This window comes from Plantactinospora alkalitolerans (assembly GCF_015690345.1).
Lineage (GTDB): Bacteria > Actinomycetota > Actinomycetes > Mycobacteriales > Micromonosporaceae > Plantactinospora > Plantactinospora alkalitolerans.
This window is the reverse complement of record NZ_JADPUN010000148.1, coordinates 90002-107396: the sequence shown is the minus strand read 5'-3', so window position 1 is coordinate 107396 and position 17395 is coordinate 90002. Positions and strand designations below refer to the sequence as shown.

Genomic DNA, 17395 nt, shown 5'->3' with positions numbered 1-17395 from the left:
CCTTCGCGCTCATACCGGCAGGACCGCCGTCACCGTCGTGCCCCGTCCGGGCTCACTCTCCACGACCAAGTCGCCGTCGAGCGCGCGGACCCGGTCCGCGAGGCCCAGCAGGCCGGAGCCCGCAGTGAGAGCCGCGCCGCCGGTACCGTCGTCGCGTACCGCCACCCGGATCACCCCTGGCCCCGGCACCACGGTGATCCGGATGCGATCGGCCTGCGCGTGTTTGATCGCGTTCGTCACCGCCTCGGCCACCACGAAATAGGCGGTGGCTTCGACCGCGAAGGGCAGCCGCGGTATCTCGGCGGCCGCCAGGTCGACCGGCGCCGGGACCCGCTCGACCAGCGACTGGAGGGCGGCGACCAGGCCGTCCTCGCTCAGGATCGCCGGATGGATGCCGCGGGCCAGCGACCGCAGGTCGGCCAGCGCGGTGTCGAGCCCTTCGCCGCACGTGCGCAGCAGCACACGTACACCGTCGTCGGCATCCGGAGCGAGCTGGCTCTCGACCGCGCGGATCCCGATCGCGGCCGCGACCACGTGCTGCTGCACCCCGTCGTGCAGGTCACGCTCCATCCGGCGGCGCTCCTCGGCGACCGCGGTGACGATCCGCGCCCGGGACGCGCGGACCTCGCCCAACTGTGCCCGCACCTCCGCCGTCAGCCGCTGGTTCTCCAGGCTCAGACCGGCCGCCGCGGTCACCGCCCGCAGAACGTGGGCATCCTCGCACAGCGCCACGTCGTGGATCAGCGCCGCGACCCGCTTCCCGGCCCGGTCGACGTACGTCACCGCGCGGCCGCTGCCCGGCGCGGGCGTGGCCAGTGGCGCGCCCGCCGCGTCGACCAGGTCCCCGACGTCCGGACGCCAGTATCCAACCTGGAGGGACCGGTCCCCGAGCGCCGTACCGAGGCGGTCCCGCAGGTCCACCGGCGACAGCGGCCGCTGCAGGTCGATGAGGAGCTCGGCGACCGCCGTCCGGCCCAGCCGGACCCGCAGCACGCCGGCGAGAAAGACCAGGGGCAGTACGCAGAACGCCAGTTGGTACACGGTCAGGGCACCGATCCGCACCGGATCGAACTGGCTCATGGCATTGCCGGCGGTGGAGGCGAGACCGCCGACGAGGAACGTGAGAAACACCGGCCCGAGCAGCCGGCGCTGCGGTGGGCTGGCCCGCATCCACCGCTGGACGAGAACGACCACCATGGCACCGGCCGCCACTGCCCCGATCGCAGCCACCAGCCGGGTGAGCAACAGCAGCATCGCCGGCGAGTCGACGAGCAGCAGATTGCGCTGGTACGCCGGACCGATCCCGGACAGGTCCTGGAACAGCGAACCGAACGGGACCAGCACGAACACCGCGACGTAGGTGGTGCCGACGAGCCACCGCACCGGCCGCGAACCCAGCCGGCCGGTCGGAAACGCCAGCACGAGATGGGCGAGGAAGGCACTCGAGGCGGTGCTCAGCATGAGGCCGACCGTGTGGGTCACCGGAAACGGGATGAAGCGCACGTCCTCGGCGAACCAGCCGACGCCGACGAGCACCATCAACAGGCCGACCCGGTTGTCCGGCCGACGGTGCTGGGCCACCGCACCCGCGCCGATGAAGAGTATGCCGCTGAACCCGGTGAAGACGCTCTCCCACATCGAATGTTCGACGTCGCCTGCCTTGGACGGAAGCACCACAGCCGCGAGCAGCACACCGACGGCGGAAAGCGAATACACCACGCCTCGCCCGGGTCTCACCCTCCTATGCTGCCTGATTGCCTCCGGAAGTGGCTTCTTGAGTAAGGAACAGGACGACCTGGCTCCGGGCAGGCTTCGGGATGGCGGGCCGGGAAAGTCAGGGGCCGGACGGTCCCGGACGCGGCGGGAGGTCACCGGCCAGCACCGCCCGCCAGGCTCGACTCTGCCGGGCGAAGTCGCCACCGGCGGCAGACAGCGCCGCCACGGATCCCTGTTCCACCACCTTGCCGTCGTCGACGACGACCACCCGGTCGGCCAGCCGGAGCGCGGTGAACCGGTGCGCGATGAGCAGGGCTGTACGACCGGCCAGGAGCTTTCGCAGCGCGTCCTGGACGGTCCTCTCACCTCCGGCGTCGAGAGCGGCGGTCGCCTCGTCCAGCACGACGAGTACGGGTTCGGCCAGGCATACCCGGGCAAGCGCGATCAGCTGCTCCTGGCCGGCAGAGAGCCGGTAACCACTGCGCCCGATCCGAGTCTGGTAGCCGTCGGGCAGGCGGGCGATGAACCGGTCCGCTCCGACCAGCCGGCACGCCCGTACCACCTCCTCGTCGCTGGCACCGGGCCGGGCCAGGGCCACGTTCTCCTCGACGGTGGCGGTGAAGACGAAGGTTTCCTGGAGCACCGGCACCACCGCCCGGCGAAGCTCATCCTCCGGCACCCGGCCCAGGTCGACGCCGCCCAGCAGCACTGTCCCGCGGGCCGGGTGGTAGGCCCGGGTGAGCAGCTTCGCGATCGTCGACTTGCCCGCACCGGTCGCCCCCACCAGGGCCACCGTCTCTCCCTCGGCGATGCGGAAGGAGACGCCACGCAGCGCGGGACGGGACCGCCCGGCGTAACTGAACCAGATGTCGCGAAGTTCGACGCCGCCCGGCGCCGCCGCACGGCGGCGATCCGGTCCGGCCGGGCGGGGCACACCGTCCGGTTCCCGGCCGACGAGGTCACCGAGCCGCTCCAGCGCCGCCACGGCCGCCTGACAGGTCTCCAGGACCGACGCGAGGTCCTGCAACGGATCGACCAGGCGGCGCAGGAACAGCAGGAACGCCGTCACCTCGCCGACGCTGGCGTGGCCGTGCGCGATCCGGTACGCCCCGACGACGAGGACGGCGGCCACCGCCGTGTTGCCGGCCAGCCGGACCGCTGGCGGAAAGAGCCCGGCCAGCAGAAGTGCCCGCTGGTGGGCGTGGCGGTACCGCCGGGACGACCGGCCCAGGGCGGCGGCGGCCCGCTCCTGCGCGCCGAACGCCTGCAGCACCCGGACGACCCGCGTGGCCTCGAGCAGGCCCGTGGTGAGATCGGCGGTGGCCCGCTGGGCGTCGCGGTGTGCCCGACCGCCACGGCGGCGGACCCAGCCCAGCAGCACGGCGACCGGCGCGAGCGCGGAGACCGTGAGGCAGGCCAGCCAGCCATCCACGAACGGGAGCACCGCACCGATCACGACCACCGTCAGCAACCGGGTGACCAGGCCGTCGGGGCCCGCGTCGAAGAGGCGGCCGACCGTCTGCACATCGGCGCCGGCGCGGCTGAACGCCTCGCCCGAATGGTGCCGGTCGCGGAACGTGCTGGACTGGCCGAGAGCGGCGCTGGCCACCCGGCAGCGCAGCTCGAACAGCATCTCCTGGCCCAGCGCGCTGACCTGGTACAGGACCCGGTAGGTCAGGGCCAGTTCGGCGACCGCGGCGGTCAGCAGCAGGCCGGCGAGCAGCGCCACCTCCGACCAGCGCCGCTCGACGAGCGCGGGGATCCCCCGATCCAGCATCCGGCCCACGAGCAGCGGCACGGCGATCGTGGCGAGCAACTTCACCGGCAGCACGACGGCAATCCGCAGCAGTTCCCGGCGGCGCGGGCGGGCGAGCAGGGCTACCACCCGGCGGGCCGGTACGGGCGCGCCGGCCGGCGGAGGCGACGTCACCGCGATCCGCCGTCGATGTGCCCGCTGTGCAGCCGGACCACCCTGCCGGGCGACGCCGCAGGCGGCCGGTGCCGGGTCAGCCAGAGCACGGTGGTGTCTCCGAGCCGCTCGCTGACCGCCGCACCAACCTGCTGCGCCGTGCGTGGGTCCAGTCCCACCAGCGGGTCGTCGAGCACGAGCAGTCGCGGACGGCACAGGAACGCCCGGGCCAGGGCGAGACGCCGGCGCTGCCCCCCGGACAGCGACAGGCCGGCCTCGGTCAACGGTTCGTCGAGGCCGTGCCGGAGTTCGTGGACGAAGAACGCCTGGGCGGCCCGGAGCGCCTCGGTCACCTCGGCGTCGTCCGCCTCCGGACGGCCGAGCCGGACGTTGTCGCGGATGGTGCCGGCGAACAGGCCCGGATGCTCCGGCACCGGGGCGACGACATCGGCCCGTCGGGCCGTCGGCAGGTGGCGCAGATCGGTACCGTCGATCAGGATCCGGCCGCCGCTGGGCTCGTACAGGCCGGTGAGCAGGGCGGCCAGCGTACTCTTTCCGCTTCCGGCGGCACCGACCACGGTGACCCGTTCACCCGCGGCGACCCGCAGGTCCATCCCGGTCAGCACCGCCGGACCGGTCGGCGGATCCGGACCGGCCGGCGGATAGCGGAACCAGACCTGGTCGAGGACCAGTTCCGCGCCGCGCGACCCGACCCTCGCCGGACCGGAGGAAGGCGGCGCCGGACGGGAGGAAGGCGGCGGCGCCGGACGGAAGGCGGGCGGCGGCGCCGGTACGGGCGGCCGGTGGAGCAACTCGGACACCCGCTCGGCCGCGGCGTCGGCCTGCTGAAGCTGGTTCATCAGCCCGCCGAGCGACTGGACCGGCCAGAGCAGGAAGAGCCAGAGGGTGAGAACGGCGACCAGGGTGCCGACCGTGACCGCGCCGGCCCAGACGGCGGCCACCCCGGCACCGATGAGTGTCACCAGAACCGCCGAGGGACACCCCTCGACCAGGGTGCTGAGCGCCGTCCACAGTCGGGCCCGTTCCCGCTGGCTGCGTCGTAGCCGGTCGGCGGCCTTCTCGAGGCGCGCGGTGAAGTCGTCGCGGCGCCCGAACGCCTGGATCGTGTCGACCCCCTGGATGGATTCGTCCAGCAGGTCGGCGAACGTCTCCCCGTCCCGCTGCACCTGCCGGGTGACCTCCCGGGAGGAGTGCTCCCACCGTCGTGCCAGGACAGCCGGCGGCACCGTGGCCGCCACGACCAGCAGCCCCAGCGGCCAGCAGAGCCAGAGCAGCAGCACGACCACCACGACCACGGTCAGCGAATTGATGATCAGGAACGGCAGGCCGAAGCTGACGAACCGCCGCAGCAGCGCGAGATCGGACACGATCCGGGTGGCCAGCACCGCGGGGGTATGCCGGTCGTGGAACGCGGCCGGCTGCGACAGCACCCGGCCCACCAGGCGATGCCGCATGGTCTCCTCGACCGCCAGTGCCGTGGCCGGTCCGGTGACGCGGCGCAGCGCGATCAGGACCGCCTCCCCGCCCGCGCACAGGACCGTCAGGGCGGCGATCAGCGGCAGGCCGTCGGTGTCGCCGCGCAGCGCGTGGTCGTCGAGAAGCCTCCTGGCCAGCAGCGGCAGGAGGATACCGGCCAGCATCGACGCCGCGGCGAGGCCGGCGTTGAGCGCCAGCGCGCGCCGGTGCGGACGCAGCGCCCCACGGAGCCGCCAGAGCGCGCCGCCGCCGGCCGCCCGTTGCACCGCTGTCGCCGCTCAGATCGGGGAACGGAAGTTGACCAGCGGGTACAGCCGGGCCACCGGTCGTGCCATCCCGATGTCGCGGACATGTGCCGTGGTCTCCTCCAGGTTCGCCAGATCGCGCACGAAGGTCTGAAGGTCGAAGGCGGAGTTGCGCACCGCCGCCCGGGCATGCGGCAGGCAGTCGTCGATCTGGTCCCGGAACCGGCCGACGGGCTGCCACTCCGGGATGCCGTGACCGCACAGGTTCGCGTACCGGTCGGGATTCGCGGCGGCGACGAGATAGCTGGAGCCGAACTCGCCGCCCGCCACATAGGACAGCGGTTCCCGCCGGTCCGGCAGCCACTCCCCGCCCGCGTCGGCATCCAGCCGCTGGACTCCCCGGCGCGCGGTGACGATCTGGTCGGCGGCAATGCTCAACTCGGTGTGGTGCCGGTGTTGCAGCAGCGGCGCCTGCCCGGTGAGGTCGCCCCAGCGTGGTGCCAGCGCCGCCAGGACGTTGAGCCGGACCAGGTGGCGGTTGAAGTACCCGAAGTTGGCGCTGGCCGCGGCGCAGTCCAGGTACGCCTCGCCGTACGGGCTGTCGCTGCGTACCGCGAAGATTCCGGTGCGCAGTTGCTCCGGAAGCGCGCTGCCGTCGTGGATGCTGTGTTCGGCGGCCGGGATGCCGTACCGCCGGTAGATGTACTCCCGCATCGGTCTGGCGCCGATGTGGATGATCACGACGAGTTGTCCGGTACGCAGCCCGTGCCGGTGCGCCGTCCCGGGGTCCAGGAGCTGCTGGATCCACTGCACCGCGACGTAGTGCCCGTCGGCGCCGCCGAGCGAGCGCCGCAGGGTTGCCTTGAGGTCGTCGTCGAAGCGGGCGACGACGCCGGCCCGGTGCCACCCACGGTCGGCGGGCTCCGCCGCGGGACCGCCCAGGTCTGCGTGCAGCTCCGCGGCGTAGTTCAGCCCGTCGGCCAGTACCCGGTCGAGGTCGACCTCGGGATACTCGTGCCGCAGGTCGCGGTGGTTGACCGAGCTGGCGACCGCGTCGTAGAGGGCCCTGACCTCGTCCGGGCCGAGCTGGTCGCGGCGCACCGGCAAGGCGCTCACGTGGTAGCCGCTGCCCGGGTCCGGCACGGCCAGGGGGTACAGGTACCCGCGCGACCGGATCGCCAGGCCGGAGGGAAACCCCCAGTCCTTGACCGTGACATCGGGGAAGACGTCCACTTTCTCGATGCCCGGCAGTCGGCAGACCTCGTCGAGGCTGCGGCGCAGGCCGGCGGCGTCGAGCAGCCGCCGGGCCGCGGGCAGGTAGTGCTGGTGGAGCGTCATCTCAGGTCTCCGTCGCAACGAGCCGGGTGAGAACCTCGGGCGAGGCCGTCCGCAGCCGGCAGACGACGGGCTCCCGGCCCGGCCGGCCGAGGACGGCCCGGCCGTCGGACACGTCCAGCCGCCATGTCTCGCCGGGCACGGCGCCCACCCCGCACCACACCTCGCCACCACCGGCCAGCGGGGTGCCCGCCCAGCCACCCGCCACGAGCCGGGTACGGAGCAGCCGGTGGTTCCCGGCGTCGTCCGAGGCGGCAGGCGTGTCCGGAAGCAGGACGCCGAGCCAGTTCCCGGGGCCGATGTCGACCGACGGTGCCACTCCCCCGTCGCCGCTGGCCCGGGTCACCACGACCAGTAGCGCGTTCGGAAGCGCCCGATCCGCCGGTGTCGTGGCGGGCATCGCCGGAAGCGTCCCATCCGCCGGTGTCGTGCGGGGCACCGGTGGTGTGCCTCCGGTCGGACCCTGGCCCGCCTTCCCCAGCAGCCGGACGGTGCCCCGATCGCCGTCGAGGTGCACCAGATCGCCGTTCTTCAGCAGGCCCGAGCCGATCGGGATGTCGATCACGCACGGCTTGCCCAGCTCGCGGGCGACGATCGCGGTGTGGGCCAGCACGCCGGCCTCTCCACTGACCACGCCTGCGGCGCGGAGCAGCGCGGGCAGCAGGTCCGTGGACAGCCCGGAACAGACCAGGACCGCGCCGTCCGGCATCTGCTCGGCAGCCGCGCCTGGCTGGGAGCCCAGCCAGACCGGGCCCTCGGCGTGCCCTCCCGCCGCCGGACGGCCGCGCAGGGTTGCCGACCCGATCGGTGGGTCGCTGTCCTCGGGCGGCGGCTCGCCGGTGCCGCTCGCCCGGTGCTCCAGCGGCACCGGGGCGGTGAGCGGACGGACCTGCAGGACATGCAGGCCGCTCGCGTCACGGGCCCACTCCACGTCCAGCCCGGCACCGCCAGGGTCCGGCAGCCGCCGGACCAGGTCGCGGAAGATGGCTTCGTCGCCCGCCGTCAGCGTAGGCGTCTGCTGAACCCGCTCCGGCGGTTGGAGATAGACGAGGGCGCCGTCCGGCTCGCGCCACACCACCTTCCACGGCTGCTCGGTCCCGGCGTCGTCCGGAAACGGGAGGCCGGCCGGCGCCGGAAAAAGATCGCCGGGCAGTACGTCGGGCGCATCCGGACCGCCGGCGGTGAGGACGAAGACGTGTCGATCCCCGTCGTGCAGGTCGCTGTGGCCAGGACGGTGCGACGTCAACACCTCCGGGCGGATCAGCCCCTGCACGACCGGTACCGGCAGACCGGGACAACTCTCCACGAGGAGCCTGCCGTGGCCACCCGCGTCGGCCGCGAGGACACCGGAACACCAGGGGTTCACGGCCTGTTGGACGATCACCGCCATCGTCGGGGCGCGATCGGAGCCACCCGGGCGGCTCTGCTCGTACTGCCGGACCGTGGTGCCGAACGCGCTCGCCCAGACGCGGCGGACCGCCGCCTGCACCGCGTCGGGACGGCTGGGGCAGAAGAACGACCCGAACTGGCCGGCGAAGGAGAGATCTTCGCCGTCCTCGCCGGGTGCCGAGGAGCGGACGACGACCCCGTGCGGAGCGGTGCGGAAGCGCGACGCGGCGGCGTGCACGGCGTCCGCCACCCGCTCGGGCAGGTGGCCTTCGAGGATCGCCGTCACCGCGTCCGCCGGGTCGCCGTGGTGATCGAGATGGGCGCGGAGAGCGTCCGCGTCGAGCACCAGTGCCGGCGGTACGGGCAGACCCGCCACCGAGGCGAGGCGCAGGCCCACGGCCTTGCGTCCCATCAGTGCCGGATCGTCGGCGGTCGCGAGGGGGTGCAGGAACGACGGGCGCGACACCGGATCACCGCCCGTCCATGGCGGGTACCACGGCGATCGGTGTCCGGACCCTGCGGGCCACGGCATTCAGCAGCTGCCCGAAGCTGGTTCGGGTGAGGTCGGTACCGGTGAGCCGGGCGACGGCGCGTAGGTTGCGCAGCCCGCGCAGCTGGTGCACGCGGCGGTCCTCCTCCTCGTCACAGGCCAGCTGGCACATGATCGCCAGCGCCTCCACCCGGTCGAACCGCGCCGGGTCGGCGTGGGCGGCCGCCAGGGCCTCGGCCAGGGCCTCGTCGCGGCGCCGTCGGGCATCGGTCCGGGCCGCGCGCAGCAGGGCGAGGCCGTCGGCCGCCTCGCCGGCGTCGAGCCCGAGCAGGTGCTGACTCATCGCGGCCGGACTCTCCAGAACGGAGGCCGCCACACCCCACGTCTGCAGGTAGCCGACCTGTCTGGCGAGTCGCTCGGCCGCGGCCGGCGCCGACCGGTCCGCGGCCAGGATCTCCTCGTGGAACGAGATCATGTGAGGCTGCCGGCTCGGCGTCAGCAACCGGAACAGCACGTCGCGGCCCCGCTCGGGACCGAGAAGCCCGGCGAGGAGCCGTTCGTAGTCGTCCACCGGCAACCACCAGTTGAGCACGTGGTACGCCATCAGCCGAACCAGGGTGGTGTGGTAGGCGCGCAGCAGATCGGTGTCGTTCCGGTCGGCCAGGATCCGGGCTTCGACGTCCCGGGCGAGCGTGTCCGCCCGGCGTACGAGGTCGTCGAGGTGTCGGCGGGCCGCCGCCGCGCTACCGGCCGACCAGATGCGCTCGGTGAACCGGTCGCGGACCCGGACGAACTCGGTCAGCGGGATGTCGAGCACGCCCTGGCGCCGGAGGCTGCCGAGCGTCAGCGAATCGCCGAGCAGCACCGCCGGCACCGCCTGTACGCCCGACGTGTACAGCTCCAGCTCGATCGGTGACAGCGTGGCGCCCAGTTCGTAGTCACAGATGACCAGGTCGCCGAAGACGATCTGCATGACGTCCCTTCTCCTCGGGCGGGAAGCACCGGCGGCCCCCGGAAAGGCGGTTCGCAGGTTGACCGGCGGCATCCCGGGACGGGCGTGACCCCTCCACCCGCCCCGGGCCCGGCGATCGCCGGAACTGCCGGCACTACTACTCCGGCGTGTGACGCTGCGCGGGCTCGACAGCCTGCGCGGCATGGGCGCCAGCCGTACCGAGGTTCAGACCCGGGACCGGGCCGAGGAGCGACTCGCGCTGCTCCCGGCCCTGGCTCGCGATCTTGCTGAGCATCTGCCGCATCTTCACCATCGGGGCGAAGTGTTCTGCCATGTTGCACACCTCCTTCCATGGCGTTGCTCGGAACACAGCCGGGCGGATCGCCGGCTGCGGCCTGGTCACGACATCGCGTAGGGCGGTGTCGCGTACTCGGCGAAGCGTTGCCGCAACATGCGGTCCACCTCACCGACCACCGGGCGCACCTCGGTGTCGAGGGTTTCGCTCCACCGCAGCGGGTCGATGCTCGGGATCGGTGCGAACCTCACCCGCCCACCCGTACCGGTGGCGACCGTGCGCCGGTGGTCGTCCGATCCGCTGGCATGGCTGCGGAGGAAGACCCGGTCGTCCAGTCCGGCAGGGTCGACGCCGACCCGGGCCAGCGCCGACCGCCAGCGGGCGACGGTGCCGCCCGGGTCGGCGCACAGCTCGTCGTAGCTGAACACCGTGGTGCGGTCGGCCGGCAGAGCGGCGGCCCGCTCGTACACGGCGACCCATATCGATGCCCGCTCGACCGGGGTGGCTCCCGCCCACAGGTACCGTCGGAGGTAGGAACGCTCCAGCGACTGGATCACCCCCGAGTAGTGGCGCAGGGTGAGCACGAAGCGGGCGGACGGGTACAGCTCGGCGAGGGTGTCCGCGACCAGGAGGTTCCAGGGCGTGGAGTCACAGAAGAACCGGGCGCCCCGCTCCGCGGCGAGTCGACCGGCGAACTCGGCGGCGTGGCTCTGCAGCTCCCGCAGGTACCGTTGCGCGTAGGGCGGCCGGGTCCGGGTGTATCCGGCGGGTGCGGTCGCGTACGCGAAGACGAACGCCGAGTACTCGCCCATGGCGTACACCGAGGGGTGCGAGCCGAGCCAGGCACCGGCCAGTGTGGTCCCGGAGCGGGGCGAGCCCAGAACGAAGATCGGCTCGGCGGCCATGCCCTCCTCCACTTCGTTCGCGGCTGCGGGGATCGCGCGTTCGTTCCTCGCGCTCACCTCGTCTCCCTTCGGTTCCGTCCTGCGGTGGGGGCGAGACTAGGCCGGGATCCGCCGGTACCGGCGGGTGAGCCGACGCTGGAGGAACCACGCCCGAACCCGGACCCGTGCGAGGTTGACGACCATTGCGGGTCCCATGAACACCAGGCCGAGCACGACGGTCTCCAGGGTCGTCTCGGTGCCGGTGGTCGACCAGTGGACGGGGTAGGGCCGGATCCGGTAGCCGAAACGGCGCACCCACCAGAGCAGCTCGACGTCGAACTCCCAGCCCTGGAAGGCGCACGATCCCAGGACCGCCCGCCCGACCTCCGCTGTCATGAACTTCAGCGGCGCCTGCGAGTCCACCATGTGGTGCCGGAACACCCACCGGCCGATCCACCGGAAGACGTTGGTCTTCCACCGGCGAACCGGAGTCCACTGTGACTGGTCGCGTTGTGCGGCCACCAGGTCACAGCTGCCGGACAGCAACAACGACAGCATGTCGCTGGTCTCGTCCACCCGGGCCTGCCAGCCCAGGTCGCCGTCGGAGTACCCCCACACCCGCCCGCGGGCGCGTTCGAATCCGTACCGGATCGCGGCCGCCTTGTCCCGGCCGGGCAACTGGTGCAGCTCCACCCGCGGGTCGGTGTTCACCCGGTAGAGCCGTACGTCCGAGACCACCGGGCCGGGGATTTCGTCGTTGACCACGACGAGGATCTCGAGGCTGGCGTGCGGCGCCACGCTGGCGATCAGGAAGTCCAGGGTACGGGCGATGCCGGGCCGCGCATTCGAGGCGGGTACCACGACGGTGACGTCCGGGTCGTCCCCGGTCCCGAGATCGTCCAGACGTTCCGACATCCGGGTCTCCGAGTTCTGTCGGCGGGTCAACGCGCCGAGGACCGACGAGTCACTCTTTTCCATCCGTCGATTCCCGGTGTACATGTGCAATTGTGGTTTCCGGGACTGACCGGCCACTTCCATGAACGGTGACCGTCGGATGATCACGTACAGACGGTGATCAGTCGTTGTCCACTCGGTGCCGTCACGCCCCACCGCCGCTGTGCACAATGTCGTAGGCTGCCGGGAATGGTCACGTTCGGGATCCTTGGAGCGATTCGAGCCTGGCGCGATGGAGTCGAGGTCGAGCTTGGGCCACCACAGCAGCGGGCGTTGCTGGGGCTGTTGCTGGCCGAGGCGGGTCAGCCGGTCGGCACCGAAACGATCACCGACATGCTCTGGGGGGACGACCCGCCGCCGACCGCCACGAACCTCATCCACCGCTACGTCAGCGGCCTGCGCCGGATCCTGGAGCCGGACCTGCCGGCACGCACCAACGGCAAGGTGCTGCAACGGCAGGTCGGCGGGTACCGGATCGTCGTCGAGGTCGACTCCCTCGACCTCGCGTCGTTCCGGCTCCTGCGCGAGAAGGCCGGGCGGCACGTGGAGGGGGGCGACCATGCGGCGGCCGTCGAGGCGTACGTGGCGGCGCTGCGCCTGTGGCGCGGACCGTGTGCCGCCGACGTCCGGACGGTCGTCCGGGTACCCCTCGCGATCACCGCCGCCGATCACGAGTACCTCGCGGCCGCACAGGAGGCCGCTCAGTTCGCCCTGCGGTGGAACCTCGGCCACGAGTGCCTGGGCGAGGTGCGGCGGGCCGCCGCCTTCGACCCGCTCAACGAGTCGATCCAGGCGTGCCTGGTCCGGCTGTTGGCGGCGACCGGACGCCGGGCCGAGGCGCTCGCCGCGTACCGGGACACCCGCCGTCGCCTGAGCGACGAGCTCGGCATCGAGCCGGGGCACGATCTCCAGGAGGCGCAGCGGCACGTCCTCCAGGAGGATGTGCCGGCGGACGAGGTCCGGCCCGCCGAACCGCCCGACCCCGGTTCGCACACCGCCCAGGGCCCACACACCGCCCAGGGCCCACACACCGACCCGGGCGTACGCTCCGGCACGGACGAGGGTACGCACGCCACGGCGGCCACGGCGAGGCCGTCGGCCCGGCTGGCCCAGTTGCCCGCCGACCTGCCGGTCTTCGTCGGCCGGCGGACGGAACTCGCCGAGGCGTCGCTGCTGCTGGCCGACCTGGAACGCGGCGGCGGGATGACGGTCATCGCGGTCGACGGGATGCCCGGTGTGGGGAAGACGGCGCTGGCGGTTCACCTGGCGCACTCCTTCGCGAGCCGGTTCCCCGACGGGCAGCTCTACGTGAACCTCCGGGGGTTCGACCCGGACGGTCGTACCGTGAATCCGGCCGGGGCGTTGGCCGGCTTCCTGCAGGCGCTGGGCGTACCCGCCAAGGATCTGCCCGCGGAACTGGACGACCGGGCGGCGCTGTACCGCAGCGTCCTGGCCCGACGTCGGGTGCTGGTGGTGATCGACAACGCCCGGGATGCGGCGCAGGTGCGGCCGCTGCTGCCCGGTTCGGCGACGTGCCTGGCCATCGTCACCAGCCGGGATCGGTTGACCGGGCTGAGCGTCACCCATGGGGCCCGGCCGATGCGGGTGCCGTTGTTCGAGCTGGCGCAGGCCCGTGAGTACCTGATTCGACGGCTGGACCGGGCCACGGCGGTGGCGGCGCCGGCGGTCCTCGACGAGATCGCCGAGCGGTGCGGACGGTTGCCCCTGGCGCTGGCTGTGGTTGCGGCGCGGGCCGCTCATGACGTGGATCTGCCGCTGACCGCGGTGGTTGCGGAGCTGCGGGAGGCCGAGGGCAGTCTGGATGCGTTCGCCGGCGCGGATGCCGCTACCAACGCCCGTGCCGTCTTCTCCTGGTCCTACCGGGCGCTTGAGCCCGGCGTGGCCCGGCTGTTCCGGCTGCTGGCCCTGCATCCGGGCAGCCACGTGACGCTGCCCGCCACGGCCAGCCTGCTCGGGGTGAGCGTCCGCGAGGCCCGTGGGTCGCTGGCCGCACTGGCCCAGGCCCACCTGGCCAGCGAGGCCGCCGCCGGCGAATACACCTGCCACGACCTGCTCCGGGCCTACGCCGCCGAGTTGAGCGCGGAACACGACAGCGCCGCCGACCGCGACCAGGCCCGGCACCGGTTGCTCGACCACTACCTGCACACCGCCGCCGCGGCGGCCGGGCACTACTCGGTGTCCCGGCCACCGATCGCACTGCCGCGACCGCGGCCCGGGGTGTGTGTTACCGAGCTGACCACGCCGGAGCAGGCGTCGGCCTGGTTGGACAGCCGCTACCGGCTCCTGCTGGACCTGGTGACCAGCGTGGCCCCGGACAGCCGATTCGACCCGCACGTGTGGCAGCTGACCTGGGCGCTGAACCAGTTCCTGTACGGCCGGGGCCTGTGGCACGAACAGTTGGCGCTCAGCCGGACCGCGCTGGCCGCCGCGCAGCGCCTGGGCGATCCGGTCGCGCTGGGACACATGCACAGCGTGCTGGCCCGGGCCCTGGCCAACCTCGGCCAGCTCGGCGAAGCCGGCGATCACATGCAGCAGGCCCTCGACCTGTTCACCGACACGGTCGACGACGACACCCGTGCCGAGCAGCACCGGACCTTCAGTTGGGTACTCGAACAGCAGGGCCGCTACGAAGTCGCACTCACCCACGCCGAACAGGCACTGCGGCTGCTGGAGAGCGCTGGCAACCCGGCCCGCCGAGCCATGGCGCTCAACGCCGTCGGCTGGTACCACGCCCTGCTCGGCCAGCACCAACCCGCCCTGCGCTACTGCCGGCAGGCGTTGGCACTGCTGGAGGAGGTCGGCGACCAGCGCAGCCAGGCCGACGTGTGGGACAGCATCGGGTACGCCCACCACCACAGTGGTGAGCCCGCCGCTGCGGTCGAGGCGTACCAGCGGGCGGTCCGGGTCTGGCGTCAGGTGGGAGTCCGCTACGCCGAAGCCGACACCCTCGTACGTCTCGGTGAGGCGTACCGCGCGGCCGGGGACGACACCGCTGCGGTCGCCGCGTGGCGGCAGGCACTGACCCTGCTGAAAGAGCTGGACCATCCCGACGTGGCCTCGGTCCAGTCCCTGCTGCACGTCGGATGACGTTCAGTCGTCGAAGCGAGAGCGTCATCGGCGTATCGTCTGGTTCGTCCGCTATGCCCGGGAGGACTGCCTCGACGTACACCGGAGCCGAAAATCTTGGAAAAAGTCCGGGCGTGGTTGTCGATCGGGGTTGATCCTCTTCGTAGCCCTGGTGAGAGCCCGGCACCGAGCCGGTCCGCACATCCACCGGAGGACATCATGACCACCACCGCGCACACGAGCCCCGCCACCGTTTCGAACATCGGTGCGCTGATCGGGACCGGGGTTGTCGCCGCGGTTACCGCGAGCGCCGCCACCATGGCCGTCGCCGCCGCCGGTCACGCGGCGGGGATCAGCCTCGATATCAGCGGCGCCCCGATTCCGGTCACGGGGTTCGGCGTGCTGACCGCCGTCTTCTCGCTGATCGGCGTGGTCATCGCCGCGGTGCTGTCCCGTTTCGCCAGGCGTCCGCAGCGCACGTTCATCCGCACGACGGTGGTGCTGACCGTCCTGTCGCTGGTGCCGGACGTGATCGTCGACGCCGGGACGGCCACCAAGGCGCTGCTGATGCTCACCCACCTGGTCGCGGCGGCGATCATGATCCCTGCTCTCGCGCGCCGCCTGGCCGCCTGACCTGTCGCCATCCCACCGCCCGAGCTACCGGAGGACCATCATGAGGCAGTACCTGCTTTCCGTTCATGTCGTCGAGGGCGCACCGGCGCCGACCGACGAGGAGATGCAGACCGTGTTCAGGGAAACGGGTCGGATCAACGACGAGATGCAGGCCGCGGGCGCCTGGGTCTTCGGCGGAGGGCTCACGTCGCCGGACAGCGCCACCGTCGTCCGGATCGCGAACGGCACCGCCACCATGAGCGACGGGCCGTTCGCCGAGACGAAGGAGCACATCGCCGGATTCTGGGTGATCAAGTGCGCGGACCTGGACCAGGCGCTGGCCTGGGCCGAGAAGTGCGCGGCGGCCTGCGGCCCGGTCGAGGTGCGCCCCTTCGACGACCTGTCCCAGGCCTGAACCGGATCCGGTCACCCGACATGGACCTGACGGACATCTACCGCGCGGAGTACGGCCGCTGTGTCGCCACCCTGGCCCGCCTCCTCGGTGACATCAACCTCGCCGAGGAGGCGGTCCAGGACGCCTTCACCACGGCCCTGCAGAAGTGGCAGACCCCGCCGCCGAACCCGGGCGCATGGATCGTGACCACCGCACGCAACCGGGCCGTCGACCGGCTCCGCCGGGAGTCGACCCGCGAGGCCCGGCACGCCCAGGCCCTGCTGCTGAACCAACAGGACGAGCCCCAGGAGGTGGGACCGGTGAAAGACGACCAGCTCCGACTCATCTTCACCTGCTGCCATCCGGCGCTCGCGCCGGACGCGCGGACCGCCCTCACCCTCCGCCTGCTCGGCGGCCTCGAAGTACCGGAGATCGCCCGGGCCTACCTGACGTCGGAGGCGACCGTCGCCCAGCGGATCGTGCGCGCCAAGAAGAAGATCCGCGACGCCGGCATCCCCTACCGGGTACCCGCAGAGCACGAGTTGCCGGACCGGCTGCCGCCCGTGCTCACCGTGCTCTACCTGATGTTCAACGAGGGCTACACGTCCACCGCCGGACCGCTGATCGACGCGGACCTGTGCACCGAGGCGATCCGGCTCGCCCGGGAACTCGCCGCGTTGATGCCCGACGAGCCGGAGGTCCTCGGCCTGCTCGCCCTGCTGCTGCTGACCGAGGCACGCCGCCCGGCCCGGCTCGACCCGACCGGCAAACTGGTGCTGCTGCCCGACCAGGACCGGTCGTTGTGGAACCGGAGCCTCATCGCCGAGGGACACGATCTGGTCCGCCGTTGCCTGCGGCGCAACCGGCCCGGCCCGTACCAGATCCAGGCCGCGATCAGCGCGGTGCACACCGACGGCGCCGCCACCGACTGGACGCAGGTCCTGGCACTCTACGACCAGCTCCTCGCGCTCACGCCGACCCCGATCGTCGCGCTCAACCGTGCGGTCGCCGTCGCCGAGGTGCACGGACCGGCGGTGGCCCTCGCCGCGTTGGCGGACCTCGATCTCCCGGGCTACCACCGGCTGCCCGCCACCCGGGCCGAACTGCTGGTCCGGCTCGGACGCGACGCAGCGGCCCGAGCCGCGTACGACCAGGCCATGGCGCTGGCCACCAACGAGACCGAGCGTGCGTTCCTGCATACCCGTCGTGCCGAACTCACCCGCACAAGGAGACCATCTTGACCGCCACCTACACCTTCGACGTCTTCTCCAGCCTGGACGGGTTCGGCACCACCAGCGGGAACTGGGGTGGTTACTGGGGTAAGCAGGGCCCCGAGCTGCTCGAGCACCGCCTCGGCCGGTACGGCGAGGAGCAGCGCATGGTCTTCGGGGCAGACACGTACCGGTTGTTCGCGGGGATGCTGGCCGCGAGCACCGAGGAGTCGGAGGTCCGTGACGCCTGGGTCACCCGGATGAGGAACCTTCCGGCGACGGTGCTGTCGAGCACGCTGGAAGGACCCCTCGACTGGCCGGACGCGACCGTCGTGACAGGTGACGCCGTCGATGTCGTGGCCCGACTCAAGGCGGAGCTCGTCTACCGGCCGACCCTGCATGTCTGAAGCCGGCGTCCCGGCCAA

The 17395-nt window shown here is 72.3% G+C and carries 14 protein-coding genes; 5 read left to right on the top strand and 9 right to left on the bottom strand.

Features of this window, described 5'->3' with window-relative positions; translation table 11 throughout:
* Window positions 1-9: 9 nt before the first annotated feature.
* The 9 genes from I0C86_RS45040 to I0C86_RS15240 form a co-directional block, all read right to left on the bottom strand.
* Complete coding sequence (locus I0C86_RS45040) at window positions 10-1737, bottom strand: sensor histidine kinase (RefSeq protein ID WP_323373645.1); 1728 nt, start codon at window positions 1735-1737, stop codon at window positions 10-12.
* Window positions 1738-1834: 97 nt separating this feature from the next.
* A complete protein-coding gene (locus tag I0C86_RS15275) occupies window positions 1835-3646 on the bottom strand; it encodes an ABC transporter ATP-binding protein (protein WP_196201879.1) in 1812 nt (603 codons plus the stop codon).
* A complete protein-coding gene (locus I0C86_RS15270; protein WP_196201878.1) occupies window positions 3643-5388 on the bottom strand; it encodes an ABC transporter ATP-binding protein in 1746 nt (581 codons plus the stop codon). The genes I0C86_RS15275 and I0C86_RS15270 overlap by 4 nt, the downstream gene beginning before the upstream one ends.
* Window positions 5389-5400: 12 nt before the next feature.
* On the bottom strand, window positions 5401-6705 hold the full coding sequence (locus I0C86_RS15265; protein WP_196201877.1) for an RtcB family protein: 1305 nt from the start codon (window positions 6703-6705) through the stop codon (window positions 5401-5403).
* A 1-nt stretch (window position 6706) separates the two neighbouring features.
* On the bottom strand, window positions 6707-8557 hold the full coding sequence (locus I0C86_RS15260; RefSeq protein WP_196201876.1) for a PEP/pyruvate-binding domain-containing protein: 1851 nt from the start codon (window positions 8555-8557) through the stop codon (window positions 6707-6709).
* Window positions 8558-8561: 4 nt separating this feature from the next.
* Window positions 8562-9554, bottom strand: coding sequence for a hypothetical protein (locus tag I0C86_RS15255; RefSeq protein WP_196201875.1), 993 nt, complete (start codon window positions 9552-9554; stop codon window positions 8562-8564).
* Between the two features lie 136 nt (window positions 9555-9690).
* Complete coding sequence (locus I0C86_RS15250) at window positions 9691-9867, bottom strand: hypothetical protein (protein WP_196201874.1); 177 nt, start codon at window positions 9865-9867, stop codon at window positions 9691-9693.
* A gap of 65 nt (window positions 9868-9932) precedes the next feature.
* Window positions 9933-10790 carry a sulfotransferase family protein gene (locus I0C86_RS15245; protein WP_196201873.1) on the bottom strand — a complete coding sequence of 286 codons (858 nt, stop codon included), beginning with the start codon at window positions 10788-10790 and terminating at the stop codon, window positions 9933-9935.
* A gap of 39 nt (window positions 10791-10829) precedes the next feature.
* Complete coding sequence (locus tag I0C86_RS15240; protein ID WP_196201872.1) at window positions 10830-11690, bottom strand: glycosyltransferase; 861 nt, start codon at window positions 11688-11690, stop codon at window positions 10830-10832.
* Window positions 11691-11855: 165 nt separating this feature from the next.
* Here I0C86_RS15240 and I0C86_RS15235 point away from each other — a divergent pair, with 165 nt between their 5' ends.
* The 5 genes from I0C86_RS15235 to I0C86_RS15215 all read left to right on the top strand — a co-directional run bounded on the left by I0C86_RS15235 (window position 11856) and on the right by I0C86_RS15215 (window position 17377).
* Entirely contained in the window at window positions 11856-14774 is a 2919-nt protein-coding gene (locus tag I0C86_RS15235) for an AfsR/SARP family transcriptional regulator (protein ID WP_196201871.1), read from the top strand.
* Window positions 14775-14972: 198 nt separating this feature from the next.
* Window positions 14973-15386: a DUF6069 family protein gene (locus tag I0C86_RS15230; RefSeq protein ID WP_196201870.1), complete on the top strand. Its 414-nt coding sequence runs from the start codon at window positions 14973-14975 to the stop codon at window positions 15384-15386.
* A gap of 40 nt (window positions 15387-15426) precedes the next feature.
* Entirely contained in the window at window positions 15427-15780 is a 354-nt protein-coding gene (locus I0C86_RS15225; RefSeq protein ID WP_196201869.1) for a YciI family protein, read from the top strand.
* Window positions 15781-15800: 20 nt separating this feature from the next.
* The gene (locus tag I0C86_RS15220) at window positions 15801-17000 is read left to right on the top strand and encodes an RNA polymerase sigma factor (RefSeq protein WP_196201868.1); all 1200 of its coding nucleotides are present in this window, start codon (window positions 15801-15803) and stop codon (window positions 16998-17000) included.
* The gene (locus I0C86_RS15215) at window positions 16997-17377 is read left to right on the top strand and encodes a hypothetical protein (protein ID WP_230394180.1); all 381 of its coding nucleotides are present in this window, start codon (window positions 16997-16999) and stop codon (window positions 17375-17377) included. The genes I0C86_RS15220 and I0C86_RS15215 overlap by 4 nt, the downstream gene beginning before the upstream one ends.
* Window positions 17378-17395: the final 18 nt, after the last annotated feature.